Consider the following 25430-nt stretch of genomic DNA (forward strand, 5'->3'; position numbering starts at 1 on the left):
GTTAAATGTACAAAATTGGTTCATGTACATTTGTTTGATTACTAAAAGCAGGATCATTTTGTCCTTCTTCTTGGATCATTTTCATTGCTTTATAAATAACAGCTAATTGTTGCAATAATGGGCCATATTGGTCCATGTAAGGACGTAATGATAATAATACCTTCATCATGCGCTCTATATAAATAATACCATTCATTATATATTGTACCCATTTATTCGGATATTGCTCATGATTAACCATAGTTGCTCCCTCCTAACATGAAAACATTCTTCGATACTACTATATGTGTTAAGAGAAAAGCCGTCACTATATCGTTCATTTTATCAATGTTTAATTGAAAAATCTAATTTTTTACGTTCATAAAGATCGTTCATTCGAGAACTTCCCTTAAATGAAGGACGATAAAATAGGCTAAAAATAAATTGGATCCATTTGTAAATGCTTTGTCGTTATGAAACAGGTAATATTTTTCTAATAATCACACATCAATTCTTAACCTAAAACAAAAAACACCTTTTAATAGTTCAACTATTAAAAAGGTGTTTAATTTGTATGATTTTAAGTTTTTATTTCTATGTACTTAAAATCAATGAGAAATGAATCAAATTAATCATCTCAAACATTCAATAAAATGGTATCAATATTGCTTATTTTTTCGGATTATCCATTTGATTACTCATTGCACGCATCATTTGATTTATTTTCTTTTGCGATGGTTTTTGTCCCATTTGCATCATCATGGTGCGTAACATTTGCTCATTAATTGGTGGGTTTTTCTTTAAATAATCCATCATATATTTTCTAGCTAGGAAAAATCCAAGTGCAACCCCAGCAACTAATGCTAATATTGCGATCAATACTACCCAAATCGTTGACATAAACTATGATCCTCCTTCAAAATGTTCCCTTTACAGTATAAACAATTCGTCGTTATAAAACAATAATTTTATGCAAGAACTTCTTCCATATGTTTTACAACATTTTCTACAGTGAAGCCGTACTTTTCAATTACGATATTTCCGTTAGCAGAAGCACCGAATTTATCAATACCGAGTACTTTTCCTTCAAAACCTACATAACGTTCCCAACCAAGTGATGCAGCCATTTCGATTGCTACACGTGCTGTAACATCTTTTGGTAAAACCTCATTTTTATATGCTGCATCTTGTGCTTCGAAACGATCCCAAGAAGGCATGCTTACAACACGAACATCGATTCCTTTTTCAAGTAATGCTTTTTGAGCATCGATCGCTAAATTTACTTCAGAACCGGTCGCAATTAAAATACCGTCTAATTTAGCACTTTCTTTGCTAATGACATATGCTCCACGTTTTACACCATTATATGCATTTTCTTTAGTACCATCTAAAGTCGGTAAACCTTGGCGTGTTAACACTAATGCAGTCGGTTTGTCTGTTGTTTCTAAAGCTAAACGCCAAGCTGCATTTGTTTCATTTCCGTCAGCTGGACGTATTACAGATAAGTTCGGCATCGCACGTAAAGATGCTAGATGTTCAATCGGTTCATGTGTTGGACCATCTTCTCCAACGGCAATGGAATCATGTGTAAATACGTAAGTGACAGGAGCATTTTGAATAGCTGATAAACGCATTGCTGGACGTACATAATCGCTAAAGACGAAAAATGTTCCTCCATATACTTTTAAACCACCGTGTAATGCCATTCCATTTAATGCTGCACCCATCGCAAATTCTCGTACACCAAACCAAATATTACGGCCTTCGTACGATTCTTTTGTGAAATCTTTTTCTTCTTTCATCATCGTATTGTTTGAACTTGCTAGGTCGGCACTTCCACCGAAAAAGCTAGGGACAGTTTTACTAATCGCATTAATCATATCGCTTGAAGCAACACGAGAGGCTAATGTATCTTCGCCAGCTTTATATGTTGGTAAATTTTCATCCCAATTAGTTGGAAGCTCGTTGTTTATTGCAAGTTGTAATTCTTCCGCCAAAGTAGGATATGCCTTTTTATATTCGTCAAATAAAGTGTTCCATGCTTCTTCTGAATTTGCGCCTTTTTGCACAACTTTCTTATTAAAATCTTCATATACCTCATCTGGAACGTGGAAAGTTTCATCGTAATCCCAACCATAATATTCCTTCGTTAAAGCAATTTCGTCCTCTCCAAGTGGTGCACCGTGTGATGCAGAAGAATTTGATTTATTTGGTGAACCATAGCCGATAATTGTTTTAACTTCAATTAATGACGGTTGTGTCGTATTCGCTTTTGCTTCTTCTATTGCTTGGTGGATCGCTTGTAAATCTCTTCCATCTTCGACACGGATGACTTGCCAACCGTAAGCTTTAAATCTATCTTCTGTGCTATCAGAAAATGAACGATCTAAATCTCCATCTAATGAAATATCGTTCGAATCATATAATACGATTAATTTATCTAAAGCTAAGTGCCCTGCAAGGGATGCAGCTTCATGAGAAATTCCTTCCATAATATCTCCATCACCAACTAATGAATAAGTGTAATGGTCAATAATGTTGAAGTTTTCTTTATTGTATTTCGCTGCTAAATGCGCTTCTGCCATTGCCATACCAACGGCCATTGCTACACCTTGTCCTAATGGCCCAGTTGTTGCTTCCACTCCATCTGTATCTAATACTTCCGGATGCCCAGGTGTTCTAGAACCCCATTGACGGAAGTTTTTAATATCATCCATCGTTACATCATAACCGGACAAATGTAATAAACTATACAATAACATGGATCCATGTCCAGCAGATAAAATGAAGCGGTCACGATTAAACCATTTGGAGTTTTTTGGATTATGATTTAAGAAATCTGTAAATAATGTATATGCCATTGGTGCAGCCCCCATCGGTAAACCTGGGTGACCAGAGTTTGCCTTTTGAATTGCATCCATTGATAATGTACGAATTGTATTAACTGATAATTGTTCCACTTGCATTTGTTATTAGCTCCTTTATATATATTATTTGTCTCTATTTCTTTTTATTTGTTTCACTTTGTCCGGTGTTACATCGTTTCCTTCTGGATCGATCACCGTAACAGAAGTTATTTGATTAGTAAATGATTGACGAATGCTTTGTAAATATTGTTGACGAAGATTTTGTTGTTCTTGTTTTTCTTCTTGCGTCAATGTCTCACTTTTTGCTTTTTTAGCGAGGTAATTAATACGTTCAAGTTTTTCTTTCGTTAACATGTTCTCACCTCTTAATTTCTAAGTTATCTATGATAAACGTATATCTATACACTTCTTATATTATACTATACAATATTTTGTATAGATACAATTGCGCCACATAATATTCTATAATAACTTTACATTTCAGACAACCTTTCAGAAATAGAACATTTCTACCGAACAAATATGGGAACTTATGTTTGACTTCTGTTCGCATTTTGATAAAATGAAAGTAATTATATAGACAGATGAGGTGAGGTGCTTGGAAAAACTTTCAAAAAGGCAACAGATGATTTTTGATTATATTGTTCATGAAGTAGAAATGAAAGGATATCCTCCTTCTGTTCGTGAGATTGCCAAAGCAGTTGGTTTAGCTTCTAGTTCTACTGTGCACGGCCATTTAGAACGAATTGAAAATAAAGGATATATTCGTAGAGACCCAACAAAACCAAGAGCAATTGAAATTGTTGATCCATCATTCCAGAATATCGAAAAAGATACGGCACGTTATGCTCCACTAATTGGTAAAGTAACTGCTGGTGCGCCGATTACAGCAATTGAAAATATCGAAGAATATGCGCCAGTTCCAACATCCCTTGCACATCGGGAAGATAATATATTTTTATTAGAAGTCGATGGGGATAGTATGATCAACGCTGGAATTTTTAATGGTGATAGAGTAATTGTAAAACAACAAAATGTAGCAAACAATGGAGATATCGTCGTCGCAATGACGGACGAAGATGAAGCAACTGTAAAAAGATTTTATAAAGAAACAGATCATATTCGCTTACAACCTGAAAACGATGCTATGGAACCAATCCTATTAAATAATGTCATTATTTTAGGAAAGGTAATCGGTCTATATCGCGCATTCTAATAAAAACGGTAAAGCTTATCAAAAGGTGATAAACTTTACCGTTTTTATTTAACTTAAACCGTCCTCTTTCACTACTTATTTACAATTCTGGAAAAGTGAAGGGATCCAGTAATCCATCTTGAATTAGCTTTTCTACTGTTTGAATAATAGCGATTTTCACATGTGCATAGGTTAAACCACCTTGTAAAAATGCTGTATATGGAGGTTTAATTGGACCATCCACGGATAATTCAATACTTGCTCCTTGGATAAACGTTCCTGCAGCCATGATTACTTTTTCTTCATATCCTGGCATATCACTTGGGTATGGTGCAACATACGAGTTAATTGGTGAATTTGCCTGAATTGCTTCACAAAATTGGATCATCGCTTTTTCGTGATGGAATGTCATTGCCTGAATAATATCTGTACGTTTATCTGTATACGTAGGTGCTGTTTCCACCCCAACATAGTCCATTAACCGTGCAGTAAAAATTGCTCCTTTTAATGCTTCCCCTACTACATGTGGTGCAAGGAAAAATCCTTGATACATCTCTTGTAACATATTTAATGTCGCTCCGGCATCTTTCCCTAGCCCTGGTGCTGTTAGTCTATTGGCAGCAAGCTCAACTAAAACTTTTTTTCCAACAATATATCCTCCGGCACGAACGAGTCCACCACCTGGATTTTTAATTAAAGACCCAGCCATTATATCTGCACCAACTTCTAACGGTTCACGGTCTTCGACAAATTCCCCATAACAATTATCCACAAACACAATAATGTTATCATCTATTTCTTTTACGAATTGAATCATTTGTTCAATTGCTTCGATTGTAAATGACGGACGATTTTCATACCCTTTCGAACGTTGAATCCCTACAACTTTCGTATGTTCATTTATCGCATGTTTAATTCCTTCATAATCAATTGTTTGATTATCTTTTAATAAAACTTCACTATACAGAACACCATAATCTTTTAGACTTCCTGTATTGGATGTATTTTTTCCAATGACTTGATCCAATGTATCGTATGGTGCTCCTGTAATATATAAAAGCTCATCTCCAGGACGTAACATCGCATATAAGGCAGTTGCAATAGCATGTGTTCCTGAAACAATTTGGGGACGGACTAATGCATCCTCCCCACCAAATACACGAGCATATAACGCTTCTAACCCATCTCGTCCTTGGTCATCATAACCATAACCATCCGTAGAACTAAAATGGTGATCACCGATCTGTTCTTCTTGAAACGCTTTTAGTACTTTCTTTTGGTTTTTTTCTACCATCTGATCTATTGATTTAAAATAAGGGGTACATTGTGCTTCTAGTTTTTCTATTAATTCTTTTTGTAACATATTACTTTTGCTTCTCCTTTAAAATTTTCTGTAGTGGATGGGCATGAGGAATATATCCTTCTAAATCATACTGGGATGTTTCCTCATTAAACTCCTTCTTTGTTATAATCGTATGTTTCGTAAATTGATGCAACTCTTTTGATTCGTATGACTCTAATGAGACAGTATAAAATTCCCATTGTTTTTTTAAAATGTCTTCCATTTTTTGCAGTAATTTTTCTAAATCATTTTCATCATAGGCGTGTATTTGTATAGACGGATCAGATGACGGGAAAAAATCCGCTTCTAATAAGTCTGTTTTATTGTATACAGTTAACATCGGGATTGTATGTGCATCAAGTTCTTCTAAAATTTCATACACAGTACGTTCGTGTTGTGCGTAATCTTCATTTGAACTATCGACAACATGTAATAAGAAGTCTGCTTCTGCGACTTCCTCTAAAGTTGATTTGAAGGAAGCGATTAAAGACGTCGGCAATGCTTGTAAAAAGCCAACCGTATCAGTAAGCAAACATTCAAATCCTGAGGGTAATTGAATTTTTCTCGTTAACGGATCTAATGTAGCAAATAGTAAATCTTCTTCTAAAGATTGTTCACTTGTCAATCGATTAAAAATCGTCGACTTACCAGCATTCGTATATCCAACAATGGCAATTTGAAACACTTTATTTTGCTTTCTTCGCTTTCGGTACTGCTCCCGTTGTTTCACAACATCTTTTAACCGACGCTTAATATCGTCAATACGTCTTCGTATATGCCGTTGATCTGTTTCTAACTTCGTCTCCCCTGGCCCTCTCGTTCCTATTCCACCACCGAGTCGTGATAACACAAGCCCCATTCCATGCAAACGTGGTAATGTATACTGTAGCTGAGCAAGTTCGACTTGCAATTGTCCTTCTTTCGTTTTTGCACGACTAGCAAAAATATCTAATATTAATTGACTTCGGTCGATCACACGGACTCCTAGATGGTCATTCAAATTACGTAACTGACCAGGAGATAATTCGTCATTTGCAATCACTAAATCGATATCTTCGGCATCCACAATTGTTTGTGCTTCATTTAATTTTCCTTGACCAACATAAGTGACAGGATGAATAGTATCTCTTGCTTGTGTCAAGGTCTCAATGACTTCTCCGCCAGCAGTATAACTTAAGGAATTTAATTCTTCGACTGTTGCTTCAAATTGTTCATCCGTTTGTGTGGCTTTTTTAACTGCTAAAATTAGTACACGTTCGTTTGACATATATATATCAACCTCTTTTCTTCCTATAGTTCTATCATAACAGATATCATTATTACTGACGAAAATATCACCTATGAAACGTAAAGTCGTCCGCTCGTAACATGGTTAACTGGTCTTCCGAATAATGGACATATTGCATCATTCGCATTGCTTGTTGTCGAATTGCTCTTTCCAATATATTACGAATATATCGTGCATTTGAAAAAGTGAATGGTTCGTTTCGTAAACATATTTCAATCTGTTGTTCCACTTTTAGTAATGCACGATTTGTTAGCCGATAATCTCGTTCTTTTGCCATCATGTTTAAAATATCTAACAGTTGCTCCATCGTGTAATTTGGAAAGTTGATTTGAAATGGAAAGCGTGATTGTAATCCAGGATTCGTCTGTAAAAAATAATCCATTTCATTGGAATAGCCTGCTAAGATAAGAATAAATTCATCTCTGTAGTCTTCCATCAATTTAACCATTGTTTTATTTAACCTGTATGATACTTATTCATCTTAACCCACCAATTATCTTGGAATAATTTCAACTGTAAAATCATCGTATAAAATGACTTGTTTTACAAAAATATTAATGGCTCTACGTTTCTCCTCTGGTGATAACGAATGTTTAATCAAAGATTGAATGTATAATCGATGTTCGTGAAAAAACTCTTCCTCACTCATCCTTTTTTTTCCAATGTTCTTCTCATATATATATCGCTCTTTATCCAGATAATGATTAATTCGTTTGTCTATTTGTTGCACACATTCATCGAAGTATTGCTCCGATATTTTTTCTTTTACATAAAGTTTGACATAATTACTCCGTTCTTTTTGTAATTGAGTTACTTGTTCTTTAATATTGTTTATTTCTTTTTTCCAATTGGTTGTATCCTCTTCTAACTTATACATTGTTTGGATGACAGATTCATTAACTGTATCCATTTGCTGGAGCATAATTTGTTGGCACCAATTCCATACAAGGGAATCGACAATGTCTACACGCCAGTTTTTTCCTTTACAATGGTGTACACTTTCTGCTGAACCGACTTTATATCCTTTTGACTGTTTTTTTCGACATACATAATATTTAAGCATTCGCTGTTTACTTTTAGATGTTACACCCGCTCCTACTGCTCCATGACACCGACCACATATAACAATCCTACTTAATAAATAATCTTTGGACTTTCGCCCTTGTTTCGTTCTGTATTGGTCAATAGCGTGTTGAATTCGATCATACGTTGTATCGTCTATTATTCGTGGAATTTCAATTAATATCCATTCTTCTTTCGGTCTTGGTGTTTGTTCTTTTTTCCCGTTTCTTTGTACAACCTTTGTTTTTCCATAATAATATCGTCCCGTATAACTTTCATTGCGTAAAATTCTTGTAACAGTTGTCTGATACCATATCGATCCATTAGGTCCTTCAATTCCCTTTTGACTTAATGCTTGTGCGATTTGATTGCAACTCATTTTTTGTTGTAGTAGCATATCGACCATTTTTAAATAAATCGATTTTTCTTCCATATTGATGTCAACAGTTTTTAATTGTTTATTGTAATGGTAACCAAACAATCGTCTAAAATTGGGAATTTCTCCTTTTTTTGCTTTAGCAATTCTTCCTCGTCTTGCATTCGCTAAAATTTTTGCTTTATTATACTGTGCGATAGAGCCTTGTATGTTATACATTAACATAGACTCAGGATCATTTGGATTTACATCAAATTCGACAAATTCAATATCGACTCCCATTGCCCACACTTTTCTAGAAATAATTCCTTGTAATGTGTTATCTCGCGTTAACCGGTCTGGATGTAACATAATTAATTTTTTTCCAACACCTTGTTCCAATAGATATAAAACATAATTTAAGCCTGGTCGATTAGGATCATCTCCCATTCGTCCATCTTCTATCATAACGATCAACTCATCTTCCGTATAATGAAACTTTGTTTTAGCCCGTTCCATACAAAGTTGTTTTTGTGATGTAAGTGAATACCCTTTTTTTGCTTGATCTGTCGTAGATACTCTTGCATATATAATACCGTTTATTTTTCCAACTAATTGATATACCTTTTCTAACGGTAATTTTTTTCCTCCCTTTAATTGAATCAAGTAATTCACCCCACATTTTTATCATGATGATGTTATGTCGTATATTTATACTTAATAAACGTTTCCTTCAACAACTCCTTCCATTCCTCTTTCATTTTTATAGCCCTCCTTTCATCAGATACGTTTTTTTCTTTTACTATTAATATATATTTATGCTGCATCTTCCATCCCCTCCATTCCTTCCTATTGTATGAGTCGGTGGATTGTCCAAATGAATAAAAAATCTAATTTTATAGATGAAAATAAGGCATTATAGAGGTTTATACGATATAATGATAGAAAAAGAGAATATTATTAAAATTAGGGGTCCTTATGATTACAGAAAAATACACAATAAAACATATTCAATTTTGGCAAATTATTTTGAGTTTAGGAATAGCATCTCTGTTTATCTTTGCAACGATGTATTTCATGCAACCTTTACTTCCTTTATTAACAGAAAACTTTCAAATATCTGTCTCATATGCAAGTTTAGCGATGTCTATGACAACCATTGGACTTATTTTTGGATTGTTGATCATTGGCTTTTTGTCAGATCGTCGTGGCAGAACAAAATTTATTCATTTATCCATTATTTGTTCTACCATTCTATTATTTGTTATTCCTTTAATAAAAATGTTTATTTTTATTATTTTATTAAGATTTGTGCAAGGCTTTCTATTAGCTGGCTTATTGAGTACAGCCCTAGCATATATGGCAGAAGAAATTGATCCAAAATATTTCGGGTTTGCAACTACATTATATATATCATGTAATAGTATTGGCGGAATGATGGGAAGATTTGTAACAGGTTATATCGCAGAACAGTATACTTGGCAAATCGCTTTGTATATCCTTGCCATTTTTGGCGTCGTTACATTTTTTCTCGTTTTATTTAATTTACCGAGTTCTCGATATTTTACAGAAGTACAAAGTAAAGTGAAGGATGATATAAAAGGATTTATCGTACATTTTAAAAACCCAACATTGTTATTAATGTTTGGACTTGGAATGGTACTACAAATCTCTTTTACAGGTATGTGGACGTATTTACCATTCCATTTACTAGAAGCACCTTATGAACTTTCTTTAAAAGAGGTTTCTTACTTTTATTTCGCTTATAGTTTAGGAGTAATTGGTGCACCTATTGCTGGATTATTAACTGCAAGATATAATATAAGTCATTTAAGAGTAGCTGGGGTGTTAATATTATGTAGCGGAATGATGATAACGTTAGGAAACTCACTTGTACTCATTACAATCGGATTATGTATTGTTTGTTTAGGATTTTTTATCTCCCATGCACTTGCGACAGCGACCGTTTCACAGACTGCTACACACCATAAAGGGAGTGCTTCAAGTCTATATTTAGTAGCGTATTATTTAGGGGTATCACTCGGTACGACTTCCTTAGCACCATTATGGGAAAACTATCAATGGATGGGCGTTATTTTATTTGCGGCAATATTACCTGCTATTTATGTATTCTTAGTAAAAGGCTATCAAACGATTCAAACAAAAAAATAAAAGCTTGGGATATATGTCAGTTCTTACAATGAACTTTCATTCTAATCCCAAGCTTTTTTATGGAAATTTTGTCACAAAATATAATTTAGTCCACCAAAAATTCTTCTGGTACTTCTGTTAAATCAAAATCCCATGCATATGGTAAGACAAAATAAATTAATAAAGTGATTAAAATAATTCCAACAAAGTTTAACGGTAATCCTTTACGAATCATATCTTGAATTCGTAAGTAACCTGTTCCAAATACGACCGCATTTGGTGGTGTTGCAACTGGGAGCATGAACGCACATGAAGCCGTTACACCTGCTGCAATCATAAGTGCATAAGGATGGTACCCTAATGCAATTGCTAAAGAACCCATAATTGGATACATCATGGAAGCTGTTGCCGTATTGGATGTAACTTCTGTTAAAGTGAGTACTAAAACAGAAACGATAATGATGATGACAATTAAATTAATTCCTTGTAAACCTGTCAACTGACCACCAAACCATTCTGATAAACCAGTCTCCACGAATCCACCAGCAATTGCAAGTCCACCACCGAATAGTAATAAAATTCCCCAAGGTAGTTTCATTGCTGTTTCCCAATCTAATAAACGACCACCTTTTACATTAGGTGATGGAATCGCAAATAAAAGGATCGCAAAGAAAATAGCAATAAGTCCGTCACTTAAACCATCAATAAATTTGGATAAGAAAAATGACCTCGTAATCCAAGAAAATGCTGCTAATAAGAAAATGATAAATACGAATTTTTCTTCTGTTGACGCTTTTCCTAAACTAGCCTTTTCTTTAGCAAATACTTCTTGGCCACCGGGTAAATTTTTTACTTTTGTTGGATAGGCAATTTTCACTAAATAAAACCATACGATAAAAATAAAAATCCATGCAAATGGAACCCCGAAAATCATCCATTTAGCAAACGATAGCTCAATCCCGTACATTGTCTCCATTGCACCTGCTAATAACGTGTTTGGTGGTGTTCCAATTAAAGTTGCAATTCCACCTAAAGAAGCAGAATATGCAATCCCTAACATTAAAGCCTTTCCAAAACCAAAACCACCTCGTGATGTGTCTTCTCCAGTACCCTTTAAGGCATCAGCTACTTGATATGTAATAGCGAGCCCCATAGGAACCATCATCATTGCTGTAGCTGTGTTTGAAATCCACATCGATAAAAATCCGGTAGCAACCATAAATCCAAGCACGATACGATCTGTATTCGTTCCAATCATCATAATAATCCACAGAGCAATTCGACGGTGTAAGTTCCATTTTTCCATTGCAAGGGCAATCATAAACCCACCCATAAATAAAAACACTGTTTCATCCCCATATTGGGATGCAGTAATTTTTATATCTAATCCATTCGTCATTGGGAATAATACGAGTGGTAGTAAGGAAGTTACAGGAATTGGCAATGCCTCTGTAATCCACCATGTTGCAATCCAAACTGTACTAGCTAAAATAGCAACCCCTTCTTTTGATAAATCTGCCGGATGGAAAAAGAGTAAAATAAGTGTAAATAATAATGGTCCTAAAATAAGTCCGATTAGTTGTCCTTTCGTATAACTATAATCTCCTTTTCCTCCATCCTTTCCACCGTTTGTTTCATTTGCATTTTCTTGTATAGCTTTTTGGTTATTTGTTTTGTTCGGCTTTACGAAAAACATGATTTTCTCTTTTGCTTCTTCATGTATATCCCATAACCGATTCCATGTTGCACTTACCATTTTTTTAACCTCCCATTTATTTTTCAAACACAAGTAGTATATCATATTTATATAATGTTGTAACATAATTATATCAAATTTACAGAAAATATTTAGTTTTCCTTTTTATCAAAAATTCAATCTACATTTTCTACATCATATCTTCCATACAGCATTGTAAATGATGCATAAACCGATCTATATTTATACGAGAAATTGATTTAATTAAAAGGAATGATTGGGTAGACATTAAACAAAGAAGAGATGTAGAATGTAAGGCTCATTTGTTACATTTTCACAAAGTAACAATACTGTTTACAGTGAAAAGTCGTCGGTTTATGGATGAAAAGAATAAATATTTATAATTGAGTCAAATACTTGTACATCAAAATTAATACAATGTGCTTAACGATGGTATCGATTGCTTCCTTACCAAAATCCTTTTCACCACCCCGTGCAAGTGCATAAGCTTCATCAATGAATAATATACCACCGCGTGCCCGCTCGACTAATTGTTTCGTCTTAATTGCTGTTTGCCCAATATATTCTCCGACAACATCTGCACGTTGCGCCTCGATAAAGTGCCCTTTTTCTAATAATTGTAATTCCAGACAAATTTCGGCGAGTTTTCTAGCAATCGTTGTTTTCCCTGTACCTGGATTTCCACGAAAAATCATATGCATAGAATGTTCATTCGTAGATAAATGATACATTTTACGCTTTTCATTCATCATTTTTATCGCATATATTTCTTTGATCATCGCTTTTACTTCTTCTAAACCAATAAAGTCTTTCAATAAGTGATCAATCATTTTCATATTTTCATTTTTATGATCTTGTTTCTGCACCTCATGTTGTAAAACAATATTAATTTTTCCTTGTTGACTTTGAATAATATTTGACTTCATATGCGGTCCCCCTTGCTACAAATAATATATGCAAATAGATACATTCCCGTGATAAACGCCTATTCAATCAGTTTGATATATTATGAAGTTTGTATGGGAGAAGAGTTTAAATGGAATGGAGCGAAGGGTTTTTGCCCCTAACCGTGATCGATCCTAACGAAAAATTTATTCCTGTTCTTTTCGTTAGATCGAACCACAGAAAGTAACAAATATCTATCATTATAATTGTAACATTATCAATTTATACTAGTTGTGTCAGAACTAAAATGGAGCCTACAGTGAAACAATAATATACAAAATATATTAGCTTCCCTTTTTTCATAATGTTAATAAACCATTTCAAAGAAAAAAACGTCATAAATAACGTAGAGAAAAAAGCTACACCATACGGAAGAATTAATTCACTTTTATTTGGTTCTTCTAAAAAATCCGTTACTCCTAAAATAAGCCCACCTACACTAACTGGAATATATAGCATAAACGAAAAACGTAAGGCTGTTTCACGGTTCATTCCAACCGCAACCGCAGAAATAATCGTTGATCCAGAACGACTAATCCCGGGAAATAAGGCTACAGCCTGTCCAAAACCAACAATAATAGCATCTTTTATCGTAATATCTTGTTCATCTTTCTTACCATTCATGTTCCGAATAAGCCATAATGCCATTCCTGTTATTAATAACATAAGTCCTATCATAAATAAATTTGCTACATCAGCAATATAATCTTTCAGAATAACACCTAGTACCCCAGCAGGGATTGTTGCAATAATTAATAATAGAACGAAACGAAAATCACTTTGATATGCCTTTTCTCGCGTTCGTATATATGATAAAGAATGGACGGTTAAGCGGGCAATATCATGACGATACACATATAGAATCGCTAATAATGATGCCGTATTCGTCAAAATAGCAAATGTAAACCCTTGTTCACCGATATGTAATATTTCACTTACAATCATGACATGCCCACTAGACGAAATCGGTATTGGTTCAGTAAAACCTTGAACAATTCCAATAATAAACATTTTAATAATATACAAAAGATCCATATTTTCCATACATTTATCCCCTATCTTTCTCTCTTTTCGTATGTAAAGCATTATCTTTAGCATATCAAAGAAAGGGCCTATTATTTGTAAATTTTATGTAAATTTTTCACAGATAAAAAAGAAGCTTAGGTAATCGATAAAAATAGAAACCTAAGCTTCTTTCTTTTTGTTCTATTCTTCCTCTTTCGTATCTAAAGGAACATTTTTTGATGGTGCGAACGTTGAAATCGCATGTTTGTAAATCAATTGTTGCTTTCCTTCCGTTTCTAATAAAACGGTAAAATTGTCAAATGCTTTGACGACCCCTCTTAATTGAAATCCATTTGTTAAAAACACTGTTACAGCAATACGTTCTTTTCTAAGTTGATTCAAATAATGATCTTGAATATTCACTGTTTGTGCCATGCTTCTTCCTCCTTTTTCTATCTTTATTAAAGAAGACAAGGTTAAATGAATTCATTTGAACCTACGCCAATCTTACGTATATATGTTTATTGTACCCTATTTTACTTCGTTTTTGTAAGTGAATTTTCAATATATTGCAAAATTCCTTTTAAATAAGTAGGATTTTCCACTTTTTCTGCATCAAACCACGTCACATCCATCTGATTTTTAAACCAAGTATATTGCCTTTTAGCATAGCGTCGAGAATTTCGTTGCAAGATGTTAACCGCTTCATCTAGAGACATCTCTTGTTCTAAATAAGGAATTAATTCTTTATAACCTATTGCCTTCATCGCTTGTGTATCACGAAAGCCTTTATCATATAATGCGCTTACTTCCTCTACTAAACCGTCCTGTACCATTTTTTCCACACGACGATTAATGCGCTCGTATAATTTGTCCCGGTTCATTTCTAAACCGATTAACACATAATCATACTTACTCGTATTGTTTTGCGCCTTATGTCGTTCTGTCATCGTTTTTCCAGTCGATTCATATACTTCTAATGCACGAATGACACGACGGTAGTTATTTGGATGAATTTTCCCTGCTTGAATCGGATCTACTTTTTTCAATCTTTCATGTAAAGCGATATTCCCTTCTCTTTCGAGGAAGTTCTCTAGTTCTTTTGTAAATTTTTCATCTCGTTTTTGTTCTGAAAACTGGTAATCAAATAACACAGCTTGAATATATAAGCCGGTACCACCAACGATAATAGGAATTTTTCCTTTATCATTTATTGTTTTTATATGTCCTTCCACTAATTCTTTAAAGGTTGCAACCGAAAAATCTTCATCTGGTTGACGAATATTTAACATATAATGCGGAATATCGGCCATTTCTTCTTTTGTTACTTTACCAGTACCGATATCCATTCCTTTATACACTTGCATAGAGTCACCACTTATAATCTCTGCTTGTAACTCTTTTGCTAATTGAATACTTAGGTCTGTTTTTCCGATTGCTGTCGGACCTACGATAATAATAACTTTCTCTTTCTCCACGTACAATTCCGCCTTGTTTATTTATTTTTCATATGTGAGACATGTTGAAATATGATGTTGTAATTGAATTAAATGATCCATTAAAAAATGTTTCGTCATCATATCTTTGCATTCATCCATTTCCTTTAAGCCATGATGGATAATTTCTCGTTTCATTTTTGTAAAATCATGGACAAGTTGTGCAAACATTTCATGTAATTCATCGTCTGCAGAAGCTTCTTCAATCGTTTTTTCTTGAAGAAATTTTTCCATCGTACAAAATGGCCTACCATTAATGGATGTAATATAAGATGCTAACGTATGAATGGTATCACCTAGCTCTTTTTGTAATGACGTAAAAAATATTTGATAAGGTTGAAAATGTGCTCCTTTTATATAATGTTGATAACGAAACAATTTTACGTATACCGTAAAATAGTTTGCTAGGAGCCGATTTAAAAATAAATGTATGGTCGGTCTACCCATTTACTTATCCTCCTTACATATGCACTTGTTTTACTATGATAAGCAAATAGGAGCCATTGTATACATGTTACATAATTCTTTTAAACATTTTTTCAATCTCATAGTACGTATAATGAATAATAACCGGTCTTCCATGTGGACATGTAAAAGGATCTTCCGTCATTCGTAAATCTTCTAATAAACGAGTCATTTCATCCGTATTTAAGTAATGATTTGCTTTAATCGATCGTTTACAAGACATTAAAATCGCTAATTCCTCACGTATTTTTTCGACATTAATCGTCCCATCTTTAATGACTTGTTCCACCATATCACGAATGATAGCTTCTTCCTCTCCAGCAGGGAACCAATTTGGATAAGAACGGACTGCATAGGTTTGTCCACCGAATGGCTCTAAATATAGTCCAACATCTTCAAATAATTGTTTATGTTTATTTAAAAACAATATTTCATTCGTTGTAAATTCAAATGTTAACGGCATTAAAAGTTGTTGCCATTCATTAATAGGATTTCCTAATTTCTTTTTGAAGAATTCATACTTAATACGTTCCTGTGCGGCATGTTGGTCAATCATATATAATCCATTTTCATTTTGTGCTAATATATACGTCCCTTGTAATTGACCAATTGGATACATCATCGGTATCCTTTCTTCATTTCGTACATTTTCCGTTTGTGCTTGCATGATGTTTTCATCTAAATAATCTTCTGTACGTTCCTCGTCTATTAGTGGTGGATTCGTTTCTTCCACTTGGTGAATATTTATATCAAAAGAACGATTCGCTTGTTCCTCGTCCAATTGCTGTAATGTTTTCGCTATTTCTTCTTCCTCTTTCTGTGAAGGCATGACAAACGGGATAGAAGCTTGCTCTGTTTTTAATTTTTCACGTTTTGGTCGTTGTTCGATTTGTGGAATTAATGTTTTCGATTTAAAAGTATCACGAATAAGTGTTTCTATTAATTGTACTAATTCCTTTTCTTTACTAAAACGAACTTCTAATTTTGTCGGATGCACATTCACATCCACTAATATAGGATCTAGTTCAATATGCAACACGACAACTGGATACCGGTGAATCGGAAGTAATGTATCATATGCCCGCGTAATTGCAAAATTCAGTGCCTGACTTTTGATATATCGTCCATTGACAATCGTCGTCATAAAGTTACGGTTTGATCTTGTTACCTCTGGTTTTGCGATAAATCCAGAAACATGAAAATCTATTGATTCCGCCTCAACTTTATACATATTGCGAGCTACTTGCATCCCATAAATGTCACTAATTACTTGTAATAAATTCCCGTTTCCCTTCGATTGAAAGATTGTCTTATCATTATGAACAACTGTAAAGCGAATATGTGGATGTGCTAACGCATATCGATTCATCAGATCTGTAATATGGCCAAGTTCAGTATGAATGCTTTTCATATATTTTAAACGGGCAGGTGTATTATAAAAAAGTTCGCACACAGTAATCTCTGTACCTTTACGCGCTGTGGTTTTTCCTTCTTCTTTAATTTCTCCGCCTTCCATATAAAGTTTCGTTCCCGCTTCGTCTCCTGTCGAAGTTTCTATCGTTAATTTACTAACAGAAGCGATACTTGCAAGAGCTTCCCCACGGAAACCTAATGAGCGAATATGAAACAAGTCTTGATCATAAGCAATTTTACTCGTTGCATGTCGCATAAATGCACGTTTGCAATCTGCTTCTATAATTCCATCCCCATTATCTGTTACTTTTATTTCTAATAGGCCTGCTTCTTTTAAAGTGACTCGTATCTCTGTACTATTTGCATCAATACTATTTTCTACTAATTCTTTCACGACAGATGCTGGCCTTTCTACCACTTCACCTGCCGCGATTTTATTCGCTAAATTTTGTGGTAGTTGTCTTATATTCAAACGAAAATACTCCTCTCTTACTGTTTCGCTTTTTTATGCAAGTCATATAATATATTCATTGCATCCATCGGTGTCATTTCTAGTAAATTAATTTCTCTTAGTTGTTTCATTACTTCATTATTTTCCACTCGCTTGCCATTTGTTTTTTTCGGTGTTTTTTCTACCTCTTCAAAGAATGATAATTGGGCTTGTGTTTCGTTTATCGTTGATCCTTCTTTAGCTGAACCTTCTAATGCCTCCAAGATAACTTGTGCACGCTTAATGAGCGCATCTGGCATCTCCGCTAATTTAGCAACATGGATGCCGTAACTTTCATTCGCTCGCCCTTCTTCTATTTTATGCAAAAAGACGATCTTTTCATCATATTCCTCAGCACGAACATAAATATTTTTTACTCCATCTAGCGATTCTTCTAAATCGGTTAATTCATGATAATGCGTAGAAAATAACGTCTTCGCTTTTACCTCATTATGAATATATTCTACCATCGCATTCGCTAATGCCATCCCATCATATGTGCTCGTCCCACGTCCAATTTCATCAAATAAAATTAAGCTATTTTCTGTTGCATGTTGTAGAGCAAAGTTTGCTTCTAGCATCTCCACCATAAACGTACTTTGTCCACTTACTAAATCATCTGCCGCACCAATTCTTGTGAAAATTTGATCAAAAATTTGTAAATTTGCTTCATCTGCTGGAACGAAACAACCAATTTGTGCCATGATAATCGTTAATGCTAGCTGACGCATATACGTACTCTTTCCTGACATGTTTGGTCCAGTAATAAGTAAAATAAAATCCTCATCATTTAGATACACATCATTTGGCACGAATGAACCATCGTCGATTACTTTCTCAATAACTGGATGACGACCGTTTTTAATCGTTACTGTATTTTCAACGAAAGTCGGTTTTACATAGTTATTTGCTTCACTTACCTCGGCAAAGGATTGTAAAACGTCTATTTCGCTTATGACAGAGGCAAGTTTTTGAATAATGATAATATCCTCTTTTAATATGTCACGAACTTCCACGAATAAATCATATTCTAATTCAACGCTTTTTTCCTCAGCCTCTAAAATGATTGCTTCTTTTTCTTTTAATTCGGGTGTGATATAACGTTCCGCATTGCGTAATGTCTGTTTACGTTCATAGCGACCTTCTGGAAGTAAATGCTTGTTGGCATGTGTTACTTCTATGTAATAACCGAATACTTTATTGAAACCTACTTTAAGTGATTTAATATTCGTTAATGCACGTTCTTCTTGTTCTAATTGTAGAATCCAGTCCTTGCCATGCTTTAATGCGTGACGATATTCATCTAGTTGATCATTGTATCCATCTTTAATAATATTTCCTTCTTTAATCGTCATCGGTGCATCTTCTTTTAAACTTCGCTCTAAGAGATCAACTAATTGTGTTGGATAATGGAGCGATTCATTCAATCTTGCCACTTCTTTTGAATCAATCAACGATAATACATCTTTAATTTGTGGAATTTGTTGTAACGATTGTTTTAATTGTAATAAATCCCTTGCATTGACATTTCCAAAAGAAATTCTTCCCGCAAGTCTCTCTAAATCGTAAACGGAACGAAGTGCTTCCTGTAATTGGTCTCGTTCCATAAAGTGTTCCATCATTGATTGAACAATTTGTAAGCGACTTTCAATGGTTGCTTGGTGAATGAGTGGACGTTCTATCCATTTTTTTAACATTCTTGCTCCCATTGCTGTCACTGTTTTATCTAGCACCCATAAAAGTGACCCATATTTTCCTTTTTTAATAAATGTTTCTGTTAATTCTAAATTACGCTTTGCATACATATCCAATGTTAAATATTGTTTTAATTCAATTATTTCCGGGCTTTGTAAATGGTGTAACGATCGTTTTTGCGTATGTGCAATATAATTTAACATACGACTAAACGCATGAATAAACTGCTCATCGTTTAAATCATCGTATAAATGACGAAATTCCCCAATAAAATTAACTTCATCTTCATAAGAGATGAGCAACTGTAAAGTTGATGTAATGTCATCGATATATATTTGTGGAAATGACGAACTGACGACGACTTCTTTTACTTTTCGATTTGCTAATTCGTGAATAACACGTGAAAACGCATCTGCAACACGGACAATTTGTGACTCTCCTGTTGACAATTCATGGTACACGATTATAAAACTACCATCTTCTTCAAAATAGGAAAGACTTGCAATATAATTACTTTCATTTTCTTGTAACATCGATGACTCCATGACCGTTCCGGGAGTTATCAATTGGACAACTTCACGTTTTACAACACCCTTAGCCTTTTTAGGATCTTCTACTTGTTCACATATCGCTACTTTATATCCTCTATCTACTAATGTTTTAATATATCCTTCTGCCGAGTGATGTGGTACACCGCACATTGGTGTTTCTCCATCACGTTTTGTTAATGTAATTTCTAGTTCTTGTGCAGCTTTAATCGCATCTTCATGGAATAGTTCATAAAAATCTCCTAACCGGAAAAATAAAAATGCATCTTTATGTGCTGCTTTTATTTGTAAATATTGTTCCATCATCGGTGTCACTTTTGACATAGTTGTATCCCCCAACATTAAAAATACTACAAATATTATATCATAGTTAAAAAACTTTAAAATAGTTTACAATCGCACCATTTGTGGAAAATGTATATACTAGAGGTATATACGCAAGATGGGAGTTTTACATATGGATATTACATTTTTAGGTACTGGTGCTGGTATTCCTTCAAAAGAACGAAATGTCACATCAATCATCGTAGATATGCTACAAGAAATAAATGAATTATGGATGTTTGATTGTGGGGAAGCAACACAACATCAAATTTTACATACGACATTAAAACCACGAAAAATTAAAAAAATATTTATTACCCATTTACATGGTGACCATATATTCGGTCTACCAGGTTTACTTAGTAGTCGATCTTTTTTAGGCGGTGATGAGGAAGTCGTCGTTTATGGTCCAAAAGGAATTAAAAACTTTATTGAAACAAGTTTACTTGTAAGTGAAACACACCCCGCATACGATATTGACATTGTTGAATTTGATGAGCCGTGTTTATTAATTGACGAAGAATCGTATGTAGTAGAAACTATTTTGCTTGATCACAATATGAAAAGTTTCGGTTATAAAATAACGGAAAAAGATAAAATTGGTGAACTACGAGTAGATAAATTACGTGAAATCGGTATTACACCAGGACCGATTTATAAGCAAATTAAAGAAAATGAGCGAGTATCCTTAGAGGATGGTACGATTTTATATCGGAAAGATTTCATTGGAGATGCGAAAAAAGGAAGAAAAGTTGTGATTTTAGGAGATACACGTTACGTTGCTTCTTTACCTGATTTTGTAGAAGGAGCAGATCTCCTCATTCATGAAGCGACATTTTCCAAAGAAAATCCGGATTTAGCAAAACAGTATTTTCATTCCACGACGAAAGATGCTGCAACTATTGCTAAAAAAGGAAATGTACAACATTTAATTTTGACACATATATCATCACGCTATCAAAAAGGGCATATTCCACTATTGTTAGAAGAAGCAAGAGAAATTTTTCCAAATGTTACGATTGCATATGATTTTTATCACTATACGATTAAATAAGGGGGCTACATTCTAATGGAAAAACTCGTTCAACAACAAAAAGCATACTTCTATACAAATAAAACAAAAAATTATGCATTTCGCATAAAACAATTAAACATGTTAAAAGAGATGTTGCTAACATATGAAAATGAGATATATGATGCATTAAAAGCAGATTTAAACAAATCAAAACATGAATCGTTAACAACTGAAATAGGTATTTTGCATACAGAAATTAATTTTACTTTAAAACATGTAAAAAAGTGGATGGAACATAAAAAAGTAGAAACACCATTTACGCATAAAGGAACGAAAAGTTACGTTCGACCAGAACCATATGGTGTTACATTAATTATTGCGCCTTGGAATTATCCGATTCAATTAGCTATCGCACCTGTGATTGGTGCAATTGCTGCAGGCAATACCGTTGTATTAAAGCCATCAGAATTAACACCGAACTGCTCGAAATTAATCAAGGAAATGGTCGATGCTACATTTGATCCAGCATTTTTCAAAGTCGTTGAAGGAGATGAAAACATTAGTCAATCCTTATTACAGCAACGCTTTGATTATATCTTTTTTACAGGAAGTACAAACGTTGGAAAAATTGTCATGGAACAAGCAAGCCGTCATGTAACACCTTTCACTTTAGAATTAGGTGGAAAAAGTCCCACAATTGTTAGTAAATCTGCTCATTTGCCTTATGCTGCAAAGCGTATTGCATGGGGGAAATTTACCAATGCAGGACAAACATGTGTTGCACCAGACTATATATATGTTCATAAAAAATAAAGAAGAAATTTTTATTACTTCTCCAAAAAGAAATAACGAAATTATACAAAAAGGATCCATTAAAAAATGATGATTATGTCCGTATCGTCAATGAGAACCATTTCCATCGTCTACGTACATTAATCGAACCGAAAAAAGTAATTTTTGGTGGCCAAGTTCATCAAGGAGATTTACGCATTGCTCCGACCATTATGGATAACGTGACTTGGGATGACGCAGTAATGAAGGAAGAAATTTTTGGACCAATTTTGCCTATATTAACTTATGATCATATCGATGATGTCATTGAAAAAGTTCGTACAGAAGAGAAGCCTCTTGCTTTATATTATTTTGGTACAAATAAAAAAGAAGAAGAAAAAGTATTGTCCTCTCTTTCATTTGGAGGTGGATGCATCAATGATACATTGTATCATTTAGCAAACCCTCATTTACCGTTTGGTGGTGTCGGTCAAAGTGGAATCGGTGCCTATCATGGAAAAGCAAGTTTTGACACATTTTCACACGAAAAAAGCGTTTTAAAACAGACGAATGCTTTCGACATTCCTGTTCGCTATCCAGGCAGTAAACTAACAGAGAGCATTGCCAAAAAATTGTTTCGCTAACGATATAATTAAAACATCCTCCTATGCAATATTCGTAGTATTGTAGGAGGATGTTTTATTTTTTATGTTTATAATCATCTAAAAAATCTTTTTGAAAACTCGTTCGCAATAACTTATTTTTAGCTTGTTTTTCTTCATTCTCTAAAGAAATGAATAAATTTTCTCCAAACTTCTTTTCAAGTTGTTGAATGGTTTCATTTACTCGGTTTTCCTTTTCATCTTGTTCATATGAAAACAAGCTTAATTGTTTTACGACATGTTGCTTTTCAAGTAAATCTTGTACTGTCACTCCTAATAGGCGTACCGGTTCTTTGTTCCAATGTAATTGAAATAACTCATCGATCACAAGCATAATTTCCTCTTTCGTATCAATATAGAAAGGCAATTTTTTACTACGTGTCATCGTTTTTCGATCTTTATCACGAATCATCAATTGCACTGTTTTACCTTTTAATTCTCGACGCTGTAATCTTTCTTCTACTCGCATTGCAAGCTGATGAAGCAATTGTTTTAATTGTTGCTCATCATCAGAATCATATGGCAATGTTTGTGAATTTCCGATACTTTTAAAATCATGAATCGAGTCTGGATCCACATGTCTTGGATCGATGCCATTTGCCCGATTTTTTAATCGTTCTCCATTAATCCCTAATAACTGGCTTAATATATAATCATCTGCTAATGCTAAATCACCGATCGTATGAATTTCAATTTTATGCAACTTTTCTGCCGTTTTTTTCCCAACGCCATACATTTCATCGATGGGAAGCGGCCATAATTTTTCTTGTAAATCACGAATTCTTAAAACGGTTATGCCTAAAGGCTTTTTCATATCTGAAGCAGTTTTTGCTAAAAATTTATTCGGTCCTATCCCAATGCTTGATGGAATATGTAATTCATGTAAAATACGCTGTTGTATTTGTTTGGCAAGTTCTAGTGGATGTATTACGTGATCTGTTACATCCATATACCCTTCATCAATAGAGACTGGCTCAATAAATGGAGTAATTTCATATAATATATTAAAAATTTTAGCTGACATTTCTCGGTACCGTTCAAAATTTGGTCGTAAAACGATTAAATTTGGACATAGTTTTCTTGCTTCCCATAATGCCATCGTCGTTTTCACACCTTTAGCACGTGCTTCATAACTACTTGTAACGATAATACCTTTTCGTTCTTCTGGATTTCCAGCAATGGCGATAGGTTTGCCTTTTAATGATGGATTATGAGCAATTTCAACCGATGCGTAAAAACTGTTCATGTCAATATGAAAGATAACTCGATGCCTTCGTTTTTGCATAATAATCGTCCTTTGTCATGTGCTTACTTATTATTTTAGCGAATATCGAAATAATCGTCCAATATCCGTTCTTATAATTCCATATGTGAATGTAAGTATAGTACCTTTTCACTTCGATACATACGAAAGGCATCCTAGAAGGAGCATTTTACTGAAGAAATAAAAACACTTTCTTTTATCCATTTAAATAAAAGAAAGTGTTTGATTACTAACGTTCTGCTACATGCTTCATAATGTGTAAAATATACGTTGTTAATTTTTCTAGTTGTTCTACCGGAATACGTTCTTTTGTCGTATGAATAAATTCATAACCTACAGATAAATTCCCTGTTGGAATGCCATGACCATTGAATATATTTGCATCACTACCGCCACCACTATGCACCATTGCAAATGGTAGTTCTAAGGATGTTGCTACAGATTTAGCAACTTGAACGACTTCACTATTTTCTTCCATTTGGAATCCTGGATACATTTGTTCAATCGATACTTCTACATCGCCACCTAATGTTGCAACCGTTGATTGAAAAGCTTCTTCCATTTGTGCTGTAATCGCTTCTAGTTTTTCACCATTTAAAGATCTTGCTTCAGCAACAATTTCCGCATAATCGACTACAACATTTGTTTGAGTTTCTTTTCCACCTTTGAAGTAACCAATATTTGCTGTCGTTTCCTCATCAATTCGGCCTAATTTCATTTTAGCAATTGCTTTTGCAGCTAAAGTAATGGCAGAGATCCCTTTTTCAGGTGCAACACCTGCGTGAGCAGATTTTCCAAATACTTTTGCCTTAATATGTGCTTGATATGGTGCAGATGTTACAATATTTCCGACAGGGCCATCACTATCAAGCGCATACCCGAATTTAGCTTTCATTAAAGATTGATCGATTACTTTCGCTCCAGCTAAACCAGATTCTTCTCCGACAGTAATGACAAATTGTACCATACCATGTTTCATATTCGTTTCTTGTAGAACGTGAATCGCTTCAATCATCGCTGCAATTCCCGCCTTATCATCGGCTCCTAATATCGTTGTACCATCTGAAATAACATAACCGTCTTGAATAGATGGTTGAATTCCAACACCAGGAGTTACCGTATCCATATGGCATGTAAAGTAAATAGGATCTACCCCATCCCTATTAGCAGGTAATGTAAAGATTAAATTATTTGCTTCATGATCAATATGATCACTAGCTTGATCTTCTTCTACCTCTAAGCCGAGTGATTCGAAAATTTCTTTTAATTTTTTTGAAATAGTAGCTTCAAACTTTGTTTCTGAATCTACTTTTACTAATTCCAAAAATTGGTCTAATAATCGTTCTGTTTTAACTTGTAACACAATCATTCTCCTCCACTT

At 34.2% G+C, this 25430-nt stretch carries 22 protein-coding genes and 1 pseudogene; 4 read left to right on the forward strand and 19 right to left on the reverse strand.

All coding sequences use genetic code 11. From position 1 onward, the window contains the following. Position 1 precedes the first annotated feature (1 nt). The 4 genes from WKT09_RS00740 to WKT09_RS00755 form a co-directional block, all read right to left on the reverse strand. Entirely contained in the window at positions 2-241 is a 240-nt protein-coding gene (locus WKT09_RS00740) for a hypothetical protein (protein WP_340414193.1), read from the reverse strand. Positions 242-648: 407 nt separating this feature from the next. Beyond that, positions 649-879: a YneF family protein gene (locus WKT09_RS00745; RefSeq protein WP_336266947.1), complete on the reverse strand. Its 231-nt coding sequence runs from the start codon at positions 877-879 to the stop codon at positions 649-651. Between the two features lie 68 nt (positions 880-947). Next, positions 948-2945 carry a transketolase gene (gene tkt / locus WKT09_RS00750; protein ID WP_340414194.1) on the reverse strand — a complete coding sequence of 666 codons (1998 nt, stop codon included), beginning with the start codon at positions 2943-2945 and terminating at the stop codon, positions 948-950. Between the two features lie 24 nt (positions 2946-2969). Beyond that, positions 2970-3200: a DUF896 domain-containing protein gene (locus WKT09_RS00755; protein WP_340414195.1), complete on the reverse strand. Its 231-nt coding sequence runs from the start codon at positions 3198-3200 to the stop codon at positions 2970-2972. A gap of 244 nt (positions 3201-3444) precedes the next feature. Here WKT09_RS00755 and lexA point away from each other — a divergent pair, with 244 nt between their 5' ends. Then, positions 3445-4062 carry a transcriptional repressor LexA gene (lexA, locus tag WKT09_RS00760; RefSeq protein ID WP_340414196.1) on the forward strand — a complete coding sequence of 206 codons (618 nt, stop codon included), beginning with the start codon at positions 3445-3447 and terminating at the stop codon, positions 4060-4062. A 79-nt stretch (positions 4063-4141) separates the two neighbouring features. Here lexA and WKT09_RS00765 read toward each other — a convergent pair whose 3' ends face one another. The 5 genes from WKT09_RS00765 to WKT09_RS00785 all read right to left on the reverse strand — a co-directional run bounded on the left by WKT09_RS00765 (position 4142) and on the right by WKT09_RS00785 (position 8915). Beyond that, on the reverse strand, positions 4142-5404 hold the full coding sequence (locus WKT09_RS00765) for a methionine gamma-lyase family protein (RefSeq protein WP_340414197.1): 1263 nt from the start codon (positions 5402-5404) through the stop codon (positions 4142-4144). A gap of 1 nt (position 5405) precedes the next feature. Continuing rightward, positions 5406-6650 (reverse strand): GTPase HflX, encoded by a 1245-nt coding sequence (gene hflX / locus WKT09_RS00770; protein ID WP_340414198.1) that lies wholly within the window; start codon positions 6648-6650, stop codon positions 5406-5408. Positions 6651-6717: 67 nt separating this feature from the next. After that, entirely contained in the window at positions 6718-7119 is a 402-nt protein-coding gene (locus WKT09_RS00775) for a hypothetical protein (RefSeq protein ID WP_340414199.1), read from the reverse strand. 45 nt (positions 7120-7164) lie between these two features. Next, complete coding sequence (locus tag WKT09_RS00780; RefSeq protein WP_340414200.1) at positions 7165-8754, reverse strand: recombinase family protein; 1590 nt, start codon at positions 8752-8754, stop codon at positions 7165-7167. Between the two features lie 32 nt (positions 8755-8786). Further along, positions 8787-8915: a hypothetical protein gene (locus WKT09_RS00785; protein ID WP_340414201.1), complete on the reverse strand. Its 129-nt coding sequence runs from the start codon at positions 8913-8915 to the stop codon at positions 8787-8789. Between the two features lie 151 nt (positions 8916-9066). Between WKT09_RS00785 and WKT09_RS00790 the strand changes: the two genes are divergently transcribed. Continuing rightward, positions 9067-10260, forward strand: a complete 1194-nt coding sequence (locus WKT09_RS00790) for an MFS transporter (RefSeq protein ID WP_340414202.1) — start codon at positions 9067-9069, stop codon at positions 10258-10260. Positions 10261-10345: 85 nt separating this feature from the next. Here the strand turns inward: WKT09_RS00790 and WKT09_RS00795 are convergent, their stop codons facing one another. The 8 genes from WKT09_RS00795 to mutS all read right to left on the reverse strand — a co-directional run bounded on the left by WKT09_RS00795 (position 10346) and on the right by mutS (position 20337). Beyond that, complete coding sequence (locus tag WKT09_RS00795) at positions 10346-11995, reverse strand: SLC13 family permease (RefSeq protein ID WP_340414203.1); 1650 nt, start codon at positions 11993-11995, stop codon at positions 10346-10348. A 338-nt stretch (positions 11996-12333) separates the two neighbouring features. Beyond that, complete coding sequence (locus WKT09_RS00800) at positions 12334-12882, reverse strand: AAA family ATPase (protein ID WP_340414204.1); 549 nt, start codon at positions 12880-12882, stop codon at positions 12334-12336. A gap of 241 nt (positions 12883-13123) precedes the next feature. Then, positions 13124-13945 carry an undecaprenyl-diphosphate phosphatase gene (locus WKT09_RS00805; RefSeq protein ID WP_340414205.1) on the reverse strand — a complete coding sequence of 274 codons (822 nt, stop codon included), beginning with the start codon at positions 13943-13945 and terminating at the stop codon, positions 13124-13126. Between the two features lie 162 nt (positions 13946-14107). Continuing rightward, a complete protein-coding gene (hfq, locus tag WKT09_RS00810; protein WP_336266959.1) occupies positions 14108-14341 on the reverse strand; it encodes an RNA chaperone Hfq in 234 nt (77 codons plus the stop codon). Positions 14342-14442: 101 nt separating this feature from the next. Further along, positions 14443-15384 carry a tRNA (adenosine(37)-N6)-dimethylallyltransferase MiaA gene (miaA, locus tag WKT09_RS00815; protein WP_340414206.1) on the reverse strand — a complete coding sequence of 314 codons (942 nt, stop codon included), beginning with the start codon at positions 15382-15384 and terminating at the stop codon, positions 14443-14445. A gap of 21 nt (positions 15385-15405) precedes the next feature. Beyond that, the gene (locus WKT09_RS00820; protein WP_340414207.1) at positions 15406-15849 is read right to left on the reverse strand and encodes a ferritin-like domain-containing protein; all 444 of its coding nucleotides are present in this window, start codon (positions 15847-15849) and stop codon (positions 15406-15408) included. Positions 15850-15916: 67 nt separating this feature from the next. Next, entirely contained in the window at positions 15917-17752 is a 1836-nt protein-coding gene (gene mutL, locus WKT09_RS00825) for a DNA mismatch repair endonuclease MutL (RefSeq protein WP_340414208.1), read from the reverse strand. A gap of 17 nt (positions 17753-17769) precedes the next feature. Beyond that, a complete protein-coding gene (gene mutS / locus WKT09_RS00830) occupies positions 17770-20337 on the reverse strand; it encodes a DNA mismatch repair protein MutS (RefSeq protein WP_340414209.1) in 2568 nt (855 codons plus the stop codon). A gap of 133 nt (positions 20338-20470) precedes the next feature. On the opposite strand from mutS, the gene rnz reads away from it, so the two are divergent. Together rnz and WKT09_RS00840 are read left to right on the forward strand one after the other, a co-directional pair. Then, the gene (rnz, locus tag WKT09_RS00835) at positions 20471-21391 is read left to right on the forward strand and encodes a ribonuclease Z (RefSeq protein WP_340414210.1); all 921 of its coding nucleotides are present in this window, start codon (positions 20471-20473) and stop codon (positions 21389-21391) included. 9 nt (positions 21392-21400) lie between these two features. Next, positions 21401-22767 (forward strand): annotated as a pseudogene (locus tag WKT09_RS00840) (aldehyde dehydrogenase). A gap of 55 nt (positions 22768-22822) precedes the next feature. Here the strand turns inward: WKT09_RS00840 and WKT09_RS00845 are convergent. After that, the gene (locus WKT09_RS00845; protein WP_340414211.1) at positions 22823-24070 is read right to left on the reverse strand and encodes a DNA polymerase IV; all 1248 of its coding nucleotides are present in this window, start codon (positions 24068-24070) and stop codon (positions 22823-22825) included. 208 nt (positions 24071-24278) lie between these two features. After that, a complete protein-coding gene (locus tag WKT09_RS00850; RefSeq protein ID WP_340414212.1) occupies positions 24279-25412 on the reverse strand; it encodes a M20/M25/M40 family metallo-hydrolase in 1134 nt (377 codons plus the stop codon). Between the last annotated feature and the right edge of the window lie 18 nt (positions 25413-25430).

The organism is Pseudogracilibacillus sp. ICA-222130 (genome assembly GCF_037892545.1).
Classification (GTDB): Bacteria; Bacillota; Bacilli; order Bacillales; family Amphibacillaceae; genus Pseudogracilibacillus.

Coding starts and splice junctions, on each gene's coding strand:
- WKT09_RS00785 (WP_340414201.1), bottom strand. CDS start 8,915: ATGCAGCATAAATATATATTAATAGTAAAAGAAAAAAACGTATCTGAT.
- hfq (WP_336266959.1), bottom strand. CDS start 14,341: ATGGCACAAACAGTGAATATTCAAGATCATTATTTGAATCAACTTAGA.
- WKT09_RS00805 (WP_340414205.1), bottom strand. CDS start 13,945: ATGGAAAATATGGATCTTTTGTATATTATTAAAATGTTTATTATTGGA.
- WKT09_RS00790 (WP_340414202.1), top strand. CDS start 9,067: ATGATTACAGAAAAATACACAATAAAACATATTCAATTTTGGCAAATT.
- WKT09_RS00845 (WP_340414211.1), bottom strand. CDS start 24,070: ATGCAAAAACGAAGGCATCGAGTTATCTTTCATATTGACATGAACAGT.
- hflX (WP_340414198.1), bottom strand. CDS start 6,650: ATGTCAAACGAACGTGTACTAATTTTAGCAGTTAAAAAAGCCACACAA.
- WKT09_RS00765 (WP_340414197.1), bottom strand. CDS start 5,404: ATGTTACAAAAAGAATTAATAGAAAAACTAGAAGCACAATGTACCCCT.
- rnz (WP_340414210.1), top strand. CDS start 20,471: ATGGATATTACATTTTTAGGTACTGGTGCTGGTATTCCTTCAAAAGAA.
- WKT09_RS00740 (WP_340414193.1), bottom strand. CDS start 241: ATGGTTAATCATGAGCAATATCCGAATAAATGGGTACAATATATAATG.
- WKT09_RS00800 (WP_340414204.1), bottom strand. CDS start 12,882: ATGAAGTCAAATATTATTCAAAGTCAACAAGGAAAAATTAATATTGTT.
- WKT09_RS00820 (WP_340414207.1), bottom strand. CDS start 15,849: ATGGGTAGACCGACCATACATTTATTTTTAAATCGGCTCCTAGCAAAC.
- WKT09_RS00755 (WP_340414195.1), bottom strand. CDS start 3,200: ATGTTAACGAAAGAAAAACTTGAACGTATTAATTACCTCGCTAAAAAA.
- tkt (WP_340414194.1), bottom strand. CDS start 2,945: ATGCAAGTGGAACAATTATCAGTTAATACAATTCGTACATTATCAATG.
- WKT09_RS00745 (WP_336266947.1), bottom strand. CDS start 879: ATGTCAACGATTTGGGTAGTATTGATCGCAATATTAGCATTAGTTGCT.
- mutS (WP_340414209.1), bottom strand. CDS start 20,337: ATGTCAAAAGTGACACCGATGATGGAACAATATTTACAAATAAAAGCA.
- WKT09_RS00775 (WP_340414199.1), bottom strand. CDS start 7,119: ATGGTTAAATTGATGGAAGACTACAGAGATGAATTTATTCTTATCTTA.
- WKT09_RS00795 (WP_340414203.1), bottom strand. CDS start 11,995: ATGGTAAGTGCAACATGGAATCGGTTATGGGATATACATGAAGAAGCA.